This is a genomic window from Candidatus Roizmanbacteria bacterium CG_4_9_14_0_2_um_filter_38_17 (assembly GCA_002788855.1).
Lineage (GTDB): Bacteria > Patescibacteriota > Microgenomatia.
In genome coordinates, this window is the sequence record PFSB01000006.1 from 99,707 (window position 1) to 117,645 (window position 17,939).

Annotated in this window: 19 protein-coding genes; 15 read left to right on the plus strand and 4 right to left on the minus strand. The window is 35.8% G+C overall.

Annotation, left to right across the window (positions count from 1 at the left end; genetic code table 11):
• The first annotated feature begins 13 nt into the window (after positions 1 to 13).
• The 13 genes from CO050_01180 to CO050_01240 all read left to right on the plus strand — a co-directional run bounded on the left by CO050_01180 (position 14) and on the right by CO050_01240 (position 11,664).
• On the plus strand, positions 14 to 652 hold the full coding sequence (locus CO050_01180; GenBank protein ID PJC32091.1) for an SAM-dependent methyltransferase: 639 nt from the start codon (positions 14 to 16) through the stop codon (positions 650 to 652).
• On the plus strand, positions 649 to 1,698 hold the full coding sequence (locus CO050_01185; GenBank protein PJC32092.1) for an NAD-dependent epimerase: 1,050 nt from the start codon (positions 649 to 651) through the stop codon (positions 1,696 to 1,698). The genes CO050_01180 and CO050_01185 overlap by 4 nt, the downstream gene beginning before the upstream one ends.
• A complete protein-coding gene (locus CO050_01190; protein PJC32093.1) occupies positions 1,695 to 2,762 on the plus strand; it encodes a 3-beta hydroxysteroid dehydrogenase in 1,068 nt (355 codons plus the stop codon). Before CO050_01185 ends, CO050_01190 begins: the two co-directional genes overlap by 4 nt.
• Positions 2,759 to 6,169, plus strand: a complete 3,411-nt coding sequence (locus CO050_01195; protein PJC32094.1) for a hypothetical protein — start codon at positions 2,759 to 2,761, stop codon at positions 6,167 to 6,169. The genes CO050_01190 and CO050_01195 overlap by 4 nt, the downstream gene beginning before the upstream one ends.
• Positions 6,162 to 6,650, plus strand: a complete 489-nt coding sequence (locus CO050_01200; GenBank protein ID PJC32095.1) for a hypothetical protein — start codon at positions 6,162 to 6,164, stop codon at positions 6,648 to 6,650. The genes CO050_01195 and CO050_01200 overlap by 8 nt, the downstream gene beginning before the upstream one ends.
• Positions 6,650 to 8,098, plus strand: a complete 1,449-nt coding sequence (locus CO050_01205; GenBank protein ID PJC32096.1) for a hypothetical protein — start codon at positions 6,650 to 6,652, stop codon at positions 8,096 to 8,098. The genes CO050_01200 and CO050_01205 overlap by 1 nt, the downstream gene beginning before the upstream one ends.
• On the plus strand, positions 8,098 to 9,411 hold the full coding sequence (locus tag CO050_01210; GenBank protein ID PJC32097.1) for a hypothetical protein: 1,314 nt from the start codon (positions 8,098 to 8,100) through the stop codon (positions 9,409 to 9,411). Before CO050_01205 ends, CO050_01210 begins: the two co-directional genes overlap by 1 nt.
• Entirely contained in the window at positions 9,412 to 9,633 is a 222-nt protein-coding gene (locus CO050_01215; GenBank protein PJC32098.1) for a hypothetical protein, read from the plus strand.
• Positions 9,634 to 9,781: 148 nt separating this feature from the next.
• Positions 9,782 to 10,069, plus strand: a complete 288-nt coding sequence (locus tag CO050_01220) for a hypothetical protein (protein PJC32099.1) — start codon at positions 9,782 to 9,784, stop codon at positions 10,067 to 10,069.
• Positions 10,069 to 10,392: a hypothetical protein gene (locus tag CO050_01225; GenBank protein PJC32100.1), complete on the plus strand. Its 324-nt coding sequence runs from the start codon at positions 10,069 to 10,071 to the stop codon at positions 10,390 to 10,392. The genes CO050_01220 and CO050_01225 overlap by 1 nt, the downstream gene beginning before the upstream one ends.
• Positions 10,393 to 10,515: 123 nt before the next feature.
• Entirely contained in the window at positions 10,516 to 10,776 is a 261-nt protein-coding gene (locus CO050_01230; GenBank protein PJC32101.1) for a hypothetical protein, read from the plus strand.
• Positions 10,777 to 11,131: 355 nt separating this feature from the next.
• Positions 11,132 to 11,407 (plus strand): hypothetical protein, encoded by a 276-nt coding sequence (locus tag CO050_01235; GenBank protein ID PJC32102.1) that lies wholly within the window; start codon positions 11,132 to 11,134, stop codon positions 11,405 to 11,407.
• A gap of 5 nt (positions 11,408 to 11,412) precedes the next feature.
• Positions 11,413 to 11,664, plus strand: a complete 252-nt coding sequence (locus tag CO050_01240; protein ID PJC32103.1) for a type II toxin-antitoxin system RelE/ParE family toxin — start codon at positions 11,413 to 11,415, stop codon at positions 11,662 to 11,664.
• Positions 11,665 to 11,703: 39 nt separating this feature from the next.
• Here CO050_01240 and CO050_01245 read toward each other — a convergent pair whose 3' ends face one another.
• Genes CO050_01245 through CO050_01260 form a run of 4 tightly spaced genes read right to left on the minus strand, consistent with a single transcriptional unit; the run spans position 11,704 to position 16,250 of the window.
• Positions 11,704 to 13,026: a hypothetical protein gene (locus CO050_01245; protein PJC32104.1), complete on the minus strand. Its 1,323-nt coding sequence runs from the start codon at positions 13,024 to 13,026 to the stop codon at positions 11,704 to 11,706.
• Between the two features lie 29 nt (positions 13,027 to 13,055).
• Positions 13,056 to 14,681 carry a hypothetical protein gene (locus CO050_01250; protein PJC32105.1) on the minus strand — a complete coding sequence of 542 codons (1,626 nt, stop codon included), beginning with the start codon at positions 14,679 to 14,681 and terminating at the stop codon, positions 13,056 to 13,058.
• Positions 14,678 to 16,060 carry an SAM-dependent methyltransferase gene (locus CO050_01255; GenBank protein ID PJC32106.1) on the minus strand — a complete coding sequence of 461 codons (1,383 nt, stop codon included), beginning with the start codon at positions 16,058 to 16,060 and terminating at the stop codon, positions 14,678 to 14,680. Before CO050_01255 ends, CO050_01250 begins: the two co-directional genes overlap by 4 nt.
• Positions 16,044 to 16,250, minus strand: coding sequence for a hypothetical protein (locus CO050_01260; GenBank protein ID PJC32107.1), 207 nt, complete (start codon positions 16,248 to 16,250; stop codon positions 16,044 to 16,046). The genes CO050_01255 and CO050_01260 overlap by 17 nt, the downstream gene beginning before the upstream one ends.
• A 42-nt stretch (positions 16,251 to 16,292) precedes the next feature.
• Here CO050_01260 and CO050_01265 point away from each other — a divergent pair, with 42 nt between their 5' ends.
• Together CO050_01265 and CO050_01270 are read left to right on the plus strand one after the other, a co-directional pair.
• The gene (locus CO050_01265; GenBank protein PJC32108.1) at positions 16,293 to 16,829 is read left to right on the plus strand and encodes a hypothetical protein; all 537 of its coding nucleotides are present in this window, start codon (positions 16,293 to 16,295) and stop codon (positions 16,827 to 16,829) included.
• Positions 16,826 to 17,932 carry a hypothetical protein gene (locus CO050_01270; GenBank protein PJC32109.1) on the plus strand — a complete coding sequence of 369 codons (1,107 nt, stop codon included), beginning with the start codon at positions 16,826 to 16,828 and terminating at the stop codon, positions 17,930 to 17,932. Before CO050_01265 ends, CO050_01270 begins: the two co-directional genes overlap by 4 nt.
• Positions 17,933 to 17,939 lie beyond the last annotated feature (7 nt).

The following is a 17,939-nucleotide window of genomic DNA, read 5'->3' on the forward strand; positions in this document are numbered from 1 at the left end:
TTAAAATCATCCCATGAGTATTAAGCAGGTACTAGTGAAGTTAGGTGATAAGCCTTATTATTTGGCGATAGAGCGGGAACTGGAGGGAATAGAAACTGTACTTGATCTGGGCTGTGGCGCAGACTCACCGCTGTCAGAGGTTGCTGGAAATTATACATCTGTTGGAGTAGATTTATTTACGAAAAGCATAGAAATAAGTAAGCTCAAGAAAATACATGATAAATATATCCAATGTGATGTGACCAAAATTAATGAGAAGGTTAAACCAAAGTCGTTTGATGTGGTTATAGCGTTGGATTTGATTGAGCATCTTGATAAAAAAGAGGGAATAAAATTACTTGAGAAAGTAGAAAAAATTGCGACAAAAAAAGTTATTATAATGACACCTAATGGCTATTATGATCAAGAACCATACGGAGGAAACCCTTACCAAGTTCACAGATCTGGCTGGAGTGTTGATGATTTTCAAAAACGAGGTTACAATGTTAAGGGAATCAGAGGGTTAAGATATTTACGTGGTGAATGTGCAACTTTAAAATACAGACCTTGGTTTTTTTGGGGAGTAGTTGCAAGTATTACACAGTTATTTTTATATAACTTTCCTAAGTTTTCATATCAGCTTTTTGCAGTAAAAAGTATTAATAATTCATGACAAAAAAAGCATTAATAACTGGTTCGGCGGGTCTTATTGGTTCTGAAGCAGTGCGATTTTTCAGTAGAAAGAATTATGAAATCTTTGGTATTGATAACGATATGAGGGCTTATTTTTTTGGTAAGGAAGCGAGTACCGATTGGAATAGAAAAAAGCTTGAAGAAAGCCATCTAAACTATAAGCATCTGAGTATAGACATCAGAGATGAAAAAAAGATAGAGAAGGTATTTAGACAGAATAAGTTTGACGTTGTTATACATACTGCCGCTCAGCCATCACATGATTGGGCAGCTAAGGAGCCTCTGACAGATTTTACGATAAATGCTAATGGGACATTGATTTTGCTTGAAAATTTTCGCAAATATGCTCCTGACGGTGTCTTTATTTTCACGTCAACGAATAAAGTATATGGTGACCGTCCAAATTCACTTCCTTTTGTAGAATTAGAAACTCGTTATGAGTTGCCTAAAGATCATAGGTTTTATCAAGGAATAGATGAATCAATGAGTATAGACAATTCTGTACATAGTATCTTTGGTGCATCCAAGATTGCCGCGGATATTTTGGTTCAGGAATATGGTAAATATTTTGGTCTCAATACGGCTATCTTTAGAGGTGGATGTTTAACTGGTCCTGCTCATAGTGGTACTCAGTTGCATGGGTTTTTAGCTTACTTAGTTAAATGTATTGCAATCGGGTTAGAATATAAAATATTTGGGTATAAAGGGAAACAGGTGCGAGACAATATCCATTCATATGACTTGGTAAATGCTTTTTATCATGTTGTTCAAAACCCTCGAAAAGGAGAAGTGTATAATATGGGCGGATCTAGGCACTCAAATGTTTCCATGTTAGAGGCTATAGAGAAAATAGAAAAACGGCTAGGTAAAAAGGCTAAAGTTGTTTATATCGATGAAAATAGGATAGGAGATCATATTTGGTATGTTTCAGATGTATCAAAATTTCAAAAGCATTATCCTAAGTGGGAATATAAATATGGAATTGACAGAATAATTGAAGAGCTATGTAACGTTTATAAGAAATGAAGTATAAGAAAGTATTGATCACTGGGGGTGCGGGATTTGTAGGCTCTAACATTTGTCTTGCTCTTAAGAAAGAGTATGCAGGTATTCATATTCTAGCCTTGGATAATTTGAGGAGGAGAGGATCAGAATTAAATGTGGGGCGTCTAGCGGATGCTGGAGTTGATTTTATACGAGGGGATGTACGAAACCAGGAAGACTTGTCAGGAATAGATCCAGATCTGATTATTGAGTGTTCAGCAGAACCTTCTGCACAGGCTGGAGTGACATCAAGTCCAAGCTATGTTTTGTCAACAAATTTGATTGGTGCAATTAATTGTTATGAAGTAGCAAGGAAATGCTCAAGTGATGTCATATTTATATCTACAAGTAGAGTATATCCATATAGTGTTCTTGAAAATATAAAATATGAAGAGACTGAGTCAAGATATAAAATCCCTGAGAATATAGAAATGGCAGGTGTGTCTGTAGACGGTATTAGTGAGAAATTTCCTCTTCCAGGAAAAAGGACTTTTTATGGTGCTAGTAAGTTATCTGCTGAGCTTATTCTTGAAGAATATAGGGAGGTATATGGTGTAAATGCATCCATTATTCGCTATGGAATGATAGCTGGTCCATGGCAGTTTGGCAAGGTTGATCAGGGAATAGTTGCACATTGGTTAGCTAAGCACAGTTTTGGTGGAGAACTATCTTATATCGGATATGGTGGACTAGGCAAACAGGTTAGAGATATTGTGCACGTTGATGATGTTGTTGTCTTATTAAGATATCAGCTGGAACATCCAGCTGTACTTACAAGTAAAATATATAATGCTGGAGGCGGAGTTGAAAACAGTATTTCTTTGTTAGAGTTAACTGATTATTGTCAGGAAGTTACAGGTAATACAATTAAAATTGGAAAGAATGACAAAGCAAGACTTGGCGATATTCCGCTATATTACACAGATAATTCAGAAATAACTAAGACTACGGGTTGGAAGCCAAATAAATCCATACAAAACATTATCGAGGATACATATAAGTGGCTTATTAGTTACAAACAGCAACTTGTTGGGTTGGTAGGATGAAGTGGTTAAAGGGTCGTAAGCAAGATATTTTAGGGCTCGCTATTCTCATTGCTATAAGCATGATTCCTTTAATTTGGGTTAGTGGCGGTTATTTGCTAGATGGGCACGATAATGTATTTCCTCTTGTGCCTCAAGTATTTTTACACGGTAGGTTATTTACATGGATATCAAATGAAGGTTTTGGACTTGATCAAACGCGCTTCATGGGAACAATACCTATGCATTTGCTGGAGGCATTACCAGCGATGCTTGGATTTTCGATTACCGTTGCACAAAGATTTACATATATTTTTTGGATGTTGGCAATGTCACTATCGATGTACTTATTTGTTCGAAGAACAGGTCTTGGAAATTGGGTTGTAGCAACAATAGCAGCAGTATTATATGTGATTAATTTTTATATATTACAAGCTTGGTTTATTGCTGAGGTAGCTAAATTTTCAGCGTACACAGCTTTACCTTTGCTTCTGCTGGTATTTTATGAGGTCTATCGTAAGCGGTTATCTATATTGACCGGATCGTTACTAAATGGCTTAATCTTGTTTATATTTAATGCTGGTGGCTTGTTTGGCATTCCATTGTATGGAGGTTTAATTACCACTATTGTCGTATTTGTGCTTTTCTTCTCGCTGCATGATTGCCTTAAAGGTTCACTATCTACAGCTTTTCGGTTTTTGCTATTAATTTTAGGAACTTTAATTTTGGCTGTTTTGGCAAATATGTATATGTTGTTGCCTGTGTTTTTTGAGCTTTCAAAGGCTGTAATTGACGGTGTTGCTAGTGTGGGCGGTGTGGAAGGGTTAATTGAGTGGGCGGGTGTTATAAGCAAGAATACAAGCTATAATAACTTATTTAGATTGCAGGGTGTTTCGGAGTGGTATGACAATGCTCAGCATTCTTATGCTTCTAACTATTTAATGACTCCAGTGCTAATATTGGCAAGTTTTGTTCCGCTCGTAATTTTGATTCTACCCTTATATACATGGAAAACATGGTCTATAGCAAAAAAACACAGACCTTTTGTATTGTACCTCTATTGGTTATTCATTATTGGTTTTGTTCTGTCGGCCGGTACACATGCGCCATTGGGTTTTGTGTACAAGGCTATGATGAGATATATACCAGGTTTTTTGATATTTCGTACCCCGTATTATAAATTTGCACCTACAATATTCTTTTCGTTTTCCATTATTGCTGGAATTACAATTGGTTTTTTTATAGACAGATTTAAACCTAAAATGCATTTAATTATGACTGTGGCCGTTGTGAGTTTGGTAGTTCTTTATCATTTTCCGTTTGTACAAACGAAACAATTTAATTGGAGAGATGACTTGCGTACTAGGCTCAAGGTGCCTGAATATGTGTTTGATTTTGCTGATTATATAAATAGAGCTGACACTGGGGATAACAGAGTGTTGGCTATTCCTAATTTAAGCAGCTCAACCCAAGCGGATGTTTATAACTGGGGATTTTTTAGTCTATATCCTTTAACAAGGTACTTTACTAATAAGCCGGTGATAATGAACGACCAGCTACTTGATCGGCAGTCTCGCACAATAATAAATGAAATATATCGTAGTTTACTTATTGGAGACAAGCAATATTTTGAGCAATTAGCTAGGTTAGCAAGCATTAAATACCTGCTTGTGCGTAATGATTTTAATTATAAATTGGAATGGTCGAGATCGATTAGTCCGGATGAATATGAAGCCCAGATAAAAAGTTTTTATCCTAATATAACCAGTCTAACATTTGGTGAATGGACACTGTATACCATGCCCGTCAATTATTCTAATGGTGTTGTTTCAGTTTATAAGCCAATTGAAGTGATTAGTTCGGATATTACTAATCTACATAATTTACTGGGTACTCCTTATAGATATTCGCTTAACTCGATAATAGCTGATAGTGTTACGCAGGACATGTATAAAGAAGCTAGTTATAGCTCATTTCTTAATTGTCGACTGTGTGAGGTTGAGAGAAATATCATGCATGTAGATTTTACTGCTTCACGGATTTTACCGAACTCTCCTCTTTTTAAGATAATTCAGTATAGAGAAAATAAGCAAATTAGCTCTGTTGTTGGTGTAGATAAAATAACCACACTTTTGGGAATAAGTAATAAAAGAGTAGCCAGATTAATAAAGATGTATGAGCTTGATGTCAAAGATGAACAGGTACTTACCAAGACAATGGATGATATTATTAGTCAGACCGATATTTTGATTGCTGAGATAGAAAAGATAGAAAATACTGAGGAAAAACTAACGTTAGCTATAAAAGCATCAATGTATATAGATAAAGAACTTCAATATTTAAGAAATCAGTTTAAGAATGAAGCTATACAAAGGGCAAGTAGTAGCATGAAGAGTAGATACTTGATGTTACTTCAAGAGTTTCAACAAGATCTATTAAATATTGAAAGTTATAAATTTGGAGGAAACATTGAAAAGGACAAGTTATTTATATTTCAAGTACCGCGTTCAGGACTTTATGGTTTTAGCTTAAAATATGATTCTAATTTAGGTAAAGTAGGTACCACTGTCGAATTGGTTATAGATAAAAGTGAATCTTTATTGGTAGAGATAAATAATGATTCTTGGATAGATATGGGTGATCTACCCTTAGACAAGGGCGAACATAGGTTAGAGATTAGGATAAATAATGAAGATATTGATATTTTAAAATGGGCAGAGACAGATTCAAGCCTTTATCCAGACAAAAGTTGCTATGGGGCAAAATTAGTCAATGATGATCCAATTGGTTTTGGTTCATTTAAAATGAGGTTTAAGAATCCTATCGCACAAGGTGAGGAATATATTTTCTATGAAATAAACGATGCAATAGAAGGTGGCGTGACTAATCTTAGTACTTTTGAGTATCAAGAAGATGTATCTGACACAACTGAAGATCTTCGATTTTATGACGTTGAAGCAATGGGAAAAAGAGAATTTGTTTTTTGTGGCAACACACAAGAAGATAGCCTATCTATTCTTCCTCACACAACGCAAATATATTTTCCAGTTGTATATATGCGAGAGTTGGACCAACAGGTTATAGTGCATAAACTAGTTGTTGATTACACAAAAATTAATCCAACTCATTACAATGTGAATGTTATAGGTGATAATGGAGATGTAACAGTAGTTACATTAAATGAAAGATTTGACCCAGATTGGGAGCTCTTAATAACGGATGGTAGTGGTGAGACTAGCAAGGTGCAGAACCACTTTGAATCTGATTATTATGCTAATAGTTGGTTGATTCAGAAAGATGGAGATTATAAACTAGAGGTAAGGCACGCTAGTCAGCGAAGATTTACTGTAAGTGCAGTTATCAGTTTATTTTTTGCGGTTAGCTCTGGTGCATATATTTGTTACAAAAAATTTGTTAAAAAGAATGATTAAAAACCTTATAAATCGGGTATCTGAAGCTAGTACAAAGATGGATCTTAAATTTGGTTATACATTGATGATTGTGCTAGTAGTCATAGCAGTTTTGAGCAAAGTTCCTTATGCAAATTTATTCATAAAAATAGATATTATGACTATGATTCCATTGGTTATATTGGGTGTGTTTTTTCGTTTATTAGTTGGAGCGAGTCTGTGGTTAATAATACCAGTGCTTTTTCTACTTATACTAATTAGCAGTATTTCTGAGGCAGTGATTACATATACTTCATTTATATATGGACTATATTTAATTATTATTTCTCTTCTAAGCGTTACATATATGCTGTATTTATTAATCTTTTTTTCTGCTCTATTGCTAATAGATACAGTATTTGGAGTTGGTTTTTCAGAAATATTAGGTGTTTTTTTATATATATCTTTGGTAGGAGTTATTGTGAAATATAGCTATCAAGAGATGATTCAATCTAATAAATAGTGTTGCTTAATAAGTTGAAATTAGGTTTAGTTTTGGTTGTTGTTTTTGCTGTGTATAGAGTTTGGTTTCGATTGGGAACTTTATCTGCTGGGGATTGGCCTTATCTGTATTTAGAAAATATTGGAGAATTTTCATGGTTTCCAGAAATTAGATTTTTGTGGCTTGGATTATATTATCAGATTCCAGCTAAACTTTTTGTGCAAGTACTGGGATTATCATGGGAAGTGGTTGAGAGGGTTATATGGTTTGTACCTTTTGTACTGCTTTGTGTCTATTCAAGTTATCGTTTAACTAAATCATGGTTGGGGGTATTGGTTTATACAACCAGCACATATATATTAATGGTGGTTGGAGGGGGACAGATGGGGGTAGCTTTTGGATATGCACTGGCGCCTTTGGTGTTGGATTGGTTTGTAAGAGGTAGGAAAGGGTTATTAGGAGGGTTATTTGTTTCTTTACAGTTAATGTTTGATCCTCGAATGGCATATATAACTTTGTTTGGGGTGGTTTTGTATTATCTAGTAACAGACTGGAAAAAAGTGAGGCTCATTATTATTCCTTTGATTATTGCATTTATTTTGAATCTATTTTGGATAGTTCCTATAATTATGTCTGGTACGGGGGAATATGGAGATATATACACAGGTGGAGAAATGGTAGAGTTTTTTAGTTTTGCAAAGTTTGAAAATGCAATTTCACTTTTTCATCCAAATTGGCCTGACAATATATTTGGAAAAGTGGGATTCCAAAGGCCTGAGTTTATGTTGCTGCCAATTTTGGCATTTTCCAGTCTTTTGTTCTCAAAAAAGCCTAAAATATTATTTTTTGCTTTACTAGGGTTAGTTGGTTCATTTTTGGCTAAAGGTGCAAATGAACCCTTTGGTATGGTCTATTTGTGGCTATTTGAACATGTTCCTGGATTTGTGATGTTTAGAGATCCTACTAAATGGTATCTATTAATTGCTTTAAGCTACTCTGTCCTTATTCCATATGTGCTTAATAGTTTCAAGGTTAAATGGGTTGTGTGGTTATTTATTGTTTATTGGGTAATTTTAATAAGACCAGTTTGGCTAGGTCAGCTTACGGGTACATTTGAGCCAAAGGCGGTGCCAGGTGAGTATATTGAATTAAAGGATTTTATTTATGAGCAAGATGGTGATTTTAAAACACTATGGATTCCTGGTAGGCAGAGATTTGGATTTGTATCCAAGAATCATCCGGCAATTGAAGCTTCATCGTCAGCTGAGCTTTCTAGAAGTGAACTTCTAAATAAAAAGGTTAAGTATATTATTGTTCCTTACGATAATCGCGAGGAACTGTTTATTGAGGATCATAAGTATGTTCCAGCTCTTAGAGCTGAACTCATAGAGGAGCTTGGGCAGTTATCGTGGCTTGAGCATAGCCAAATAGAGAATATAGATATATTTGAAATTAAAGCAGATAAATAATGTTTAAGATAAGGGCTAAAATATTAGTGGTAGCAGTTATCCTATCTTTAGGGTTAGGCTTTATCTTACATAACTATGCAAAGTATCCACAAAGAGGTGCTAGTGCTGATGAGTACACCTATTCATTTCTAGGTTTGAGTCTGATTAAAGACGGTGTTCCAACGTCATGGTCTCATTTTTCGGCATACAAGAACAAGTACTCATTAACGATTAATAATGCCTACTTTCCAGTAGTATATCCATATTTTGATCATCCACCGCTTAATGGACTCTTAGTGGCATCAGTGGCACTTTTAAATGGTGAGCGGGAGTTTTATCAGATTAATCTTTCTACAATTCGTTTAGCACCCATATTTTTATTTATGGTTACTTCAACGCTAGTATTTTTAATAGGCAAAAAACTATATGGCTATAAGACTGGGTTATGGGCTCTCTTAATAAATATAACTACTACTATTATTGTAATGAATGCGCGTGTGGCATTTGCTGAGAATCTTTTAACTCCATTATTTCTACTAGCTTTGTACTTATATATACTATTTAAGGACAAACTTCGTGTACCAATCGTATTATTATTGGGTACTCTCTCGGGTCTTGCTATCTGGACTAAAGAGCTAGGGGTAATAGTCTTTATATCCTTGCTGTATCTTTTTATTGAAAGAAAGCAAAGCTTAAGATTGACGCTTCTACTAGTATCAACGACCCTCCTATTTGGATTTGGTTATGTATTATATGGTGCTTACTTTGACTGGGGATTGTTTAAGGAGATAATATTCATTCAATCTACTAGAAATATAGGTCCTGATAATCTCCTGATACTTCTGTTTAAACCAATTATTGTCAATAAGGAGTATTATGATGGGTGGTACTTCTTGGGCTTACTAAGTATATTTACAGCTTTAATTAAATATACAAAACATAAAATAATTATTGTTCCTGCTATGACATACTTTCTATTACTTATAGTTAGTGCTTCACAAGATATTATATCTGGCTGGTATATGATACCCTTGTTTCCTTTAATGTCTATATTAACTGCGGCGCTATTGGTTGAGAGTCAGCGCAAGTTTAATTGGTATCCATTAGCGATGTTACTGTTTGTAGGGTTGTCACAGATGAAGTTAATATTTGAGCCTAATTTTGGATTGGCTCCTTCTCAATTTAGACTGTTCATGGTGATTATGTTTTTACCAGTTATTGGAGCGATGATGCTACAAAATAAGCGTGTTTATAGCTATTTAGTTAGTATCTGGTTTTATTTATTCATCCTGGGAAATGTTTATTTGACATATAATTATGTACACCCAGCTTAAATGAAAATACAGGATATTGGTTTTATTGCGGTTTTATTGGTAGTTTTGGTTATGAGGAAACCTCGCCTTTGTGTTGTTGTTGGATTAGCTTGTTTTGGATTATCTATTCCTTTGTTTGCTACTTGGACATTTTTTACAGCACAGAGGTTGACTTATTATGCCGGCGCATTTATTCTTCACGCTGTTTTGTTACAGCTATTTATTAGTACACCCCGCAAGTAGCCCTGAATTGCTTTGGAGTCAGAAGGGTTACGCGTAGGCGGACAAGTTATTTGAACTTGGCAGGACTAATCTAAGCGAGGATAGCGTAAGTTAACTGGGGCATTGCAGAGCTCAATAGCATACCCCACGTGCTATAATATCTACAATAATGCAGAGATCTGATTTATATAACAATACAAAAGATATTTTTTCTCATTATGGGGTTAAGAAAGCAGCAGTTTTTGGCTCGTATGCTCGTGGTGATAATAGAGATGATAGTGATATTGACATTCTTGTTGAATTAGGTAGATCTATGGGTTTAATTGATTATTCTGGATTAAGGCTGGATTTACAGGATAGACTAGGGATGAAAGTAGATCTAGTTCAGTATAAAACAATAAAACCATCAATAAAGGAGTATATCTTAAAAGACGAAACTGTATTATTTCAAGCGTGATGAAAATAGCTACTCCATACATTGAGAATATTTTAGATTCAATTGTTCAGATTGAAAAATATTTAACTGAAATTAAATATGATAAAAAGTCTTTTCTAGAGAATATTGAAAAGCAAGATGCTGTTATTAGACGACTAGAAGTTATAGGTGAAGCTACAAAGAGACTAGAAGAAGATTATAAAAGCCAGTTTCCTAATGTTCCCTGGAAGAATATGGCAGGGATGAGAGATGTCCTAATTCACGACTATGACGAGGTGGATATTGACTTGGTTTGGGATACTGTAAGTAAAGATTTGGTTGTGCTCAAGGAAGCTATTAAATAAAATAGACTAGTGTAATATTTATGTTTACACTTATTTACAGCCCCTTTTAATGTGGGTGGGTTGAAACAGAATAGCAACCCATAGTGTTTGACAAATAGGCTTTGTTTTGTATACTCTTTGTATATGTCAGAAGCTAGACCAGGTATGGTTGTTTATGATGGAGCGTTAATGCAAGCACACGATGTTGCAGAGGAAATGTTTTGGTATGTCTACGGTGACGATTTATCTGAATCCAGGGAAATAGTTGCTGCGTACCGCAATAGGGCTGTTGGCTGTGGCTGTGGTAGGTGCCAAAAGGACGAGCATCGTGCATGGAAAGGGGAAATACAAAAGTTTATTGATCCCGAAAGTTTAAGTAATCTTTTTCCACATATAGACTGGTAGTTTTTTCACCCCTTCAGTAGCCCCTTGAGATTAGATCAGCTATATTTTTCCCATCTCTGACTGCTTGGTTGGTTCCTCGGTCTTCTGGATAAACTTGAGCCATATTTACTAAATAGAGATTATCTATACCGGTTTTTTTGTTTTAAAACCGGGTTTTAAAACAAATATGTTTCTGTCTTTAATCTTAGCAACTCTTTGGCGTCCACGCCTGAGTGCTATTGTGGGATTAGTATGTTTGTTATTGTCTATTTCTCTGTCCGCAAGTAGCCCTGATTTGCGCCAGAATTAACAAGGTTTGAATCTATCCGGGGGAGCGATTGTTGACAATCTGTACAGAATTATGTAAAATGAAGACATGACAATAACAATACCCATAACACAAGCAAGGGAAGAATTGACGAGCCTTGTGGATAATGTCAAGAGGAAGCTAGATGAGTATGTAATTACAGTTAATGGAACCCCTGCGGCGGTTGTGATATCTTCGGCAGAGTACGAATCTTGGAAAGAAACAAATGAAATTCTATCTGATTTGGAACTTACAAAAGCTATAAAGAAGGGTGAGAAAGATGTAGATAAAGGACGGATTTATTCTCTTGAACAGCTGAGAAAAGAATTGAAACTTGTTTTTTAAGTAAGATGTATAGAATACTTATTACTTCTCAAGCTAGAAAAGAACTCAAAAAGATTAAAAAGAAATACCAGCAAGCAATAGTAGAAATACTTGTTGAGCTTCAAGAAAATCCCAGATCAGGCAAGCCCCTAACGCGAGAGTTGACTGGAAAATTTTCTTATAAGGTAGGAGTATATAGAATAATATATACAATTAATGACCTAGATAAGACAATCCATATTCTAACAGCGGGTCATCGTTCTAGTGTATATAAATAGCTTGTGTGAATTTTCTGCAAGGACAAAACTTGCAGAAAATTAGTATTCACCAAAGATGATTTTGTCTGCAATTGATTTTCCATCTCTGACTGCTTGGTTGGTGCCTCTGTCTTCCGGATAAACTTGAGCCATGTTTACTAAATAGAGATTATCTATACCGGTTTTAACAGGTGGGATATAGTTATGATAATTTGTGTCTACGATGGGTTGAGCAAACTTATCTCTAAATATCCAATGTGCATCTACAAAGGACTTGTTAAATTTGGGATTAATTTTCTTTAGTTCTTTAACAATTAGCTCAAATAAGTCTGTTTTATTCATGGTCATTAACTCGTCCGTCTGGGCTGGGTAGGCACCAGCATAAAGCAAGTGAGCTCCACTATATTTATTTGGTGATACAAAATTAGTATGTTCAACTACAGCCAGAATATGTGAATTTGGATCGTTAACGTTTAGCCAATAGATATCTTTCATAAATTGTTTTTTTAGTTGCAAGATGGCCACCATTGCCCCACGATACTTAACCTTAGCCAGTTTTTCTGTATATTCTGCTGGTAAAGATGGGCAAAGCTTGGCAAAGACTGGATTTGGGGTTGTGACAATAATTTTGTCATATTGCAAGGTTTGACCTTTTTGAACTTGCAGGGTCAAACCCTGTTTGCTTGAAGGTTTAATTTCAACAATGTCTGAATTGGTATAGAGATTTACCTGCTTATTCCTAAGCTTCTCTAATAGCTTATCAATTAATAATTTAAATCCTCCATCAAGATAGACCAGCTCCTCATTAGCGCCGTTTCTGGATTTGCTTCGAAGATATAGCCTTGACCAGAGCCAAGCCATGGATATGCTGTCTGCGTGTTCTCCAAACTTTCCCTTTAAAAGTGGTTCCCAGATTATCTTATATGCCCTTCGGCCCGCGTATTTGAGAATCCAGTTGCCAGCTGACAACTGTGCTAGCTTTTTCCAATTTTTATCAGTAACAAATTTTTGTAGATATATTGCCACAAACCCCAGTCTAATTCGGTCAATAAGGGGTAGAGGAGAGAAATGAAGTAAGTCTTTTGGTGTGGAGAAAGAGTAGATTTTACTGTTGTAGTGGATACCTACTGAACTTGGTAAATAAAGTAGCTTATGATCAATATTTAGTTCGTGAATAAGGCCAATAATATCTTTGTCAGATTTAAATAGGTGATGATAGTAGCCTTCAAAACCTACTCCATTTACTGTAAGCAATCCCAGTAGTCCACCAAAATTAGCATTTTTTTCGTATAGATCTATCTGGTATTCGGGGTTTTGTGAGAGATAATAGGTTGTGCTTAATCCTGACATGCCTCCTCCGATTATTGCAATTTTTGTTTTCATGCTCAATTTAAGGCTTAGCCTTATTTCGCTTAATACTTTACTTTATCTGTAACGTCTATAAAATCATAAGGATGTTCAAGGTCAGATGTTATATAGTTGTTATCAGGTAATAATTCCAGATTAGTGTTGAAATATTGATTAAAAATTACTCTAAAAGAGTTAACTGGAGATATGCTGGGATACAGTATCTCTTGCATGTTCATATTGGGTAGATAATAGGCATTTAGGATACGCATTTTAACTCTAAGTGCGTTATCACTGAGCGTTCTCCAATCCATATCTTCACCGCAGTGACCCCAGCCATCGTCTTCTGCTAATTCTGGAATAATGCCACAGGGGCCTTCGTCTGACTGAACAATAATGATTGGTTCAGATTCTGAATTAAGCAGAATGTTATCTACAATATCTTGGATAACTTTGTTGGTATAGATTAATTGATCCAGATAACTGTCTGAATCACTTTGGCTATTTACATCACTTTCAGTTATATGGTTACCTTCCCTGTCATAAATATATGGTCCATGGGGAAGTAGCATATGGACAAACACAAACTTAGGACCAGACTTTGTTTTAGTGATCTGCTCTAACCTCTTAACTTTAGCTGGAATCCTTAACTTCTGCTCAACCCGAAGATAGTTTTCTTCACCGAATTCAACAGCCTGCATTTTGGCAAGCACTGGTAAGGCTAGTGTGGTCTGCAAGAACTCTCTGGAGAACTGATCAAGCCCTAGAAAGCTCCAACTATATACTTCGTCTGCTAGAGTATTGTCAGCTGTAGGAAACCACCACGACCCAAGGTGATAATAGGTATATCCTAGTTCCTTCAGTGCTAGTCCAACTTGATGTTTATTCAGCATACTGTTAATGAGTGTTTGGTCCTCCGACTCTTTCCCATATTGATCGGTAAGATGGTTAAGATAGGTCATGTTTAATGAAGAAGCGAGTGACTGGAATGTTTTAGGGTAATTTGCAACACTTTTATCTGTGACATAAAAGCCTGCGTTATTTAGGTAGTTAGTAAACTCTGCGTTATCATAATCTAGTTCTGATAGTAGAGTAGAGTTGGCAGCGTAGCGGTCGAAGATGAGGTAGTATATGTCTGGTTTAACAGCGCTTCTTAAAATCCCAAAGCTAGCTTTGGGATTGGAAGCTTGATTGGCATTAGAGCTTGGTTTGTGGGAGATAATGGTGAAGGCAGATGAAAGTAGGAGAACAATGCTCATTATAAAAAATAGCTGATTAAATTTCTCGACAAAGGTCCCACCTTTCACTTTGTGAAAGGAACGACCAAGTCTCGCATTTTGTATACCTAAGCTTATGAGAAATAACTCTGATACAAAAAGAAGCTTATCTGGGCCAACTTTTAATATTCCAAGATCTATATTAAATTCTGGTGGAAATAGCTGTACCAAATGTCCGTGGGTAAAAAAGATTAAAATAAATATACTTGCAATAAAGGCTGTTTTAGCCTTGTTTCGGATAACCATTATTAATATTAATGTAGTGGAAACGGTTGCTAAAACTGAATATGCTAGGGGTTTATATACCATATTAATTGGAGTCTCTGCTATATTGTGGGCATAGAGAAAAAGAACTGAATATATAGCGAAAATGACAGGGTTGAGTAGTACTAATTTTTTTGACATAGATATCATCTAGATTTCAGCCAGTATAGCGTTCGTTTGGAACCAGTAATTTTGTGTTTGGATTTTGTGATGAAATATTCATCAAACTCTTGTTCAAACTGGACTTGAGTATACTTGTCAAAAATATCTTTGCGACTTGCTAGCATTTTCTGAACTTGGGAATCTGTTTTGGGAACAAACTCAATAACCAAATTAGCTGTAATGCTATGCAGATACTCTGCAATACTGCTCAAGGGTAAGTTGTTGGAAATAGCTAGGTGATGGATTAATGCCAATGCCAGAACCAGATCGACTGGTCCACGCTCAATAAGAGACATACGCTCACAGTTTTGCCAACCGAGCGCAGGAGATGGATTTGTTAGGTCCTGGATCAAAGGAAGAATATTATTAATCTTTATATTATTAAGCTTAAGATAATTGCGTTCAACTGCTAGAGGGTCAATGTCAAAGGCGATGACATTTTTTGTGTAAGGTGCAGTGGTTATGCTAAATTCTCCGGTATTTGCTCCTAAATCCCAGATCTGTTTAGGCTTAATCTTTTTAGTAATGTCTTTAACTAGCTTTTGTTTATGTGTAAAAGCTTTACCAGAATAGTTGGTTTGGTTGTAGTAGTCTCCCCATTCTGTCTTGGCGATATTCCAATTTAAGCTTTCTATGGTTGATTTTAGATTGATTAATATATTTGTTAACTGAGTTTTTGAAATTCCTCTTGGGTTGGTTTTTACAGTTTCGTGTTTGTCAGCATAACGTTTCTGACTTTGTGCATGAAGATGGATGTGGGTTGCTATTCCAAAATTTAACCACGACTTTTTAGGTAATAGTTTAGAAGCTAAATCCAACGGAATTCCGTCTATATTTGTTCGTAGGAGCTCCCGGGTGCGAATATCTGCATATGACATGAGAGCTAGTGGAGCAAGAAAGTGTTGGCAGAACTGTTTGTAAGCCACCCAAGGCTCTTTATTCTCATATTCTTGGAAAGACAGAGTATCTATTAATATAGCTTTATTTTTAATAAACTGTATATTAAATGCACTAGCATCTTTTAGGATCATGTTATGTTTTAAAGCTATTAGAGAGATATCTAGCGTGGCAAGCGCAGCAACTTTAAGTTGAGAAAAACTCCATTCGTATGCATATGAGATAAAAGGTATCATGTCTGGCTTAATTACCTTGTATGACAAAGCTGGCTCAGTTGATTTTTTAGTTGATTCTCTGTGTGGGATTAATAAACTCTTTTCTAAGAGGTCTTTATATAGACCACTTGATATGAGCTTGTCATAATTACTCTTATACGACTTATTTATTTGTCTGTAGATCGCGCGGCCTTCGAGAAAAATGAAGCCGGATGGATCACGAAATGAGCCTGGAAGCTTAGTTGTTTTTTTCATCAGCACTGGATTTTGGTTTACGTTTAAAGAGCTCAACTATTTTGCTCCAGCCAGATTTAAAGACAACAGCCCCACCTATTATTGAAGCTATAAGGATCTGAAAGACATAGCTACCCGTACCAGGATCGAGGTATGCGTGAGCATGCTCGGGGAACAATAATACACTTAGTGTTAAGAGCAAAAGCAACATAAAGTGTATTTTAGCACTGTTTAAGCTAAAATTGAATTAGATATGCGAATAGGAGTAGATATTTCACAAGTTGTGTATTCTGGTACGGGAGTAGGTGAATACACTAAAAGATTAATAGTTAATCTTGTAAAGAACGATACGAAGAATGAGTATGTGTTGTTTTTTTCAAGCTTAAGAAGAAAACTACCAGATTCTATAGCTAAGATCCAGAATGAAAACGTAAGCATCAAGAGGTTTTATCTTCCACCTACTTTATTAGATATACTCTGGAATCGTTTGGGCATATTTCCGATTGAATGGTTTATAGGAAAAGTAGACGTCTTTATTTCCAGTGACTGGACGCAGCCGAGCTCTCGCTTGGCTAAACTAGTAACAGTAGTACATGATCTTTCTCCATTAAAGTTCCCCCAAGAGCACCACCCTTTAATAGTAAATGTTCATAAACGAAGACTAGATAAAGTAAAAAAACTCTGTAGCATGATAATTTGCGATAGTAAGGCAACTAAACAAGACTTAGTTGAAATGTTAGGTATTAGTGAATCAGGTGTAAAAGTTGTTTATCCTGGAGGGAAACTATGATGTTAATAGGTGTTGATGGTAATGAGGCTAATCAAGACACAAGGGTAGGAATTGGTAGGTATGCGATGGAACTGCTATGGCAGTTCTACAATTTTCAAATACCAAATATCAAACTCCAAATTTATTTAAAAGATAAACCGAGAGGCCATATGCCTAAAGAGAAAGATGGGTGGGAATATAAAATTGTTGGTCCTCGAGCGTTTTGGACACAAATAGGTCTACCAATTGATCTATTTTTAGACAAAAATAGACCAGATATATTCTGGACACCAACACATTATGCTCCGCGTTTTTGCCCCGTCCCAAGTATTGTATCGATCATGGACACTTCGTATCTACACTATCCAGAAATGTTTAAGAAAAGAGATCTATATCAATTGACGAGTTGGAGCAAATATTCAATAAATAACGCAGCTATGGTTTTGACTATCAGTAAAGCAGCAAGAGCTGATATAATTAAGTTCTATAATGTTGATCCGACAAAAGTAGTGGTTACTTATCCGGGGATTGTAATGAATAAAAATATACTAACGAATAAGATTTTAGCTAAATATGGAATTAAGCCCAACTTTATTCTGTATGTTGGCACGCTTCAGCCACGCAAGAATTTAGTTCGCTTAATAGAGGCATTTGGTCTGTTGGAAAATAAGACGTTGCAGTTAGTTATAGTTGGAAAAAAAGGTTGGTTGTTTGACGAGATATTTACAAAAGTAAATGAGCTAGGACTGGAAGATAGAGTTATTTTTACAGGATTTGTGCCGGACGAAGAACTTTCAAGCTTCTATCAAGAAGCCAAGCTAATTACTTTAGTAAGTCTGTATGAGGGATTTGGGTTACCACCTCTTGAGGCGATGAGTTATGGTACGCCAGCTGTAGTTTCAAATGTCTCTAGTTTGCCGGAGATTGTTGGTGAGGCGGGTATTTTAGTTAATCCAGAGGATTCATCAGATATAGCCTCCGGAATAACGAAGGCTCTTACTATGTCTGATTCGGCTTATAATAAGCAAAGGGAGCTGGCAAAAGCACAAGCAGCTAAGTTTAATTGGAGTGACACAGCTAGAGAGACGCTTCAAGTATTGCAAAGTGTAGTTGGGAATATATAAAGATCGG

What these genes read in the sequence shown, in the direction of transcription:
- CO050_01180 (PJC32091.1), top strand. Translation starts at nt 14, where the DNA reads ATGAGTATTAAGCAGGTACTAGTGAAGTTAGGTGATAAGCCTTATTAT.
- CO050_01245 (PJC32104.1), bottom strand. Translation starts at nt 13,026, where the DNA reads ATGAAAACAAAAATTGCAATAATCGGAGGAGGCATGTCAGGATTAAGC.
- CO050_01195 (PJC32094.1), top strand. Translation starts at nt 2,759, where the DNA reads ATGAAGTGGTTAAAGGGTCGTAAGCAAGATATTTTAGGGCTCGCTATT.
- CO050_01215 (PJC32098.1), top strand. Translation starts at nt 9,412, where the DNA reads ATGAAAATACAGGATATTGGTTTTATTGCGGTTTTATTGGTAGTTTTG.
- CO050_01255 (PJC32106.1), bottom strand. Translation starts at nt 16,060, where the DNA reads ATGAAAAAAACAACTAAGCTTCCAGGCTCATTTCGTGATCCATCCGGC.
- CO050_01265 (PJC32108.1), top strand. Translation starts at nt 16,293, where the DNA reads ATGCGAATAGGAGTAGATATTTCACAAGTTGTGTATTCTGGTACGGGA.
- CO050_01185 (PJC32092.1), top strand. Translation starts at nt 649, where the DNA reads ATGACAAAAAAAGCATTAATAACTGGTTCGGCGGGTCTTATTGGTTCT.
- CO050_01250 (PJC32105.1), bottom strand. Translation starts at nt 14,681, where the DNA reads ATGATATCTATGTCAAAAAAATTAGTACTACTCAACCCTGTCATTTTC.
- CO050_01210 (PJC32097.1), top strand. Translation starts at nt 8,098, where the DNA reads ATGTTTAAGATAAGGGCTAAAATATTAGTGGTAGCAGTTATCCTATCT.
- CO050_01225 (PJC32100.1), top strand. Translation starts at nt 10,069, where the DNA reads ATGAAAATAGCTACTCCATACATTGAGAATATTTTAGATTCAATTGTT.
- CO050_01220 (PJC32099.1), top strand. Translation starts at nt 9,782, where the DNA reads ATGCAGAGATCTGATTTATATAACAATACAAAAGATATTTTTTCTCAT.
- CO050_01260 (PJC32107.1), bottom strand. Translation starts at nt 16,250, where the DNA reads ATGTTGCTTTTGCTCTTAACACTAAGTGTATTATTGTTCCCCGAGCAT.
- CO050_01230 (PJC32101.1), top strand. Translation starts at nt 10,516, where the DNA reads ATGTCAGAAGCTAGACCAGGTATGGTTGTTTATGATGGAGCGTTAATG.
- CO050_01270 (PJC32109.1), top strand. Translation starts at nt 16,826, where the DNA reads ATGATGTTAATAGGTGTTGATGGTAATGAGGCTAATCAAGACACAAGG.
- CO050_01235 (PJC32102.1), top strand. Translation starts at nt 11,132, where the DNA reads ATGACAATAACAATACCCATAACACAAGCAAGGGAAGAATTGACGAGC.
- CO050_01200 (PJC32095.1), top strand. Translation starts at nt 6,162, where the DNA reads ATGATTAAAAACCTTATAAATCGGGTATCTGAAGCTAGTACAAAGATG.
- CO050_01190 (PJC32093.1), top strand. Translation starts at nt 1,695, where the DNA reads ATGAAGTATAAGAAAGTATTGATCACTGGGGGTGCGGGATTTGTAGGC.
- CO050_01240 (PJC32103.1), top strand. Translation starts at nt 11,413, where the DNA reads ATGTATAGAATACTTATTACTTCTCAAGCTAGAAAAGAACTCAAAAAG.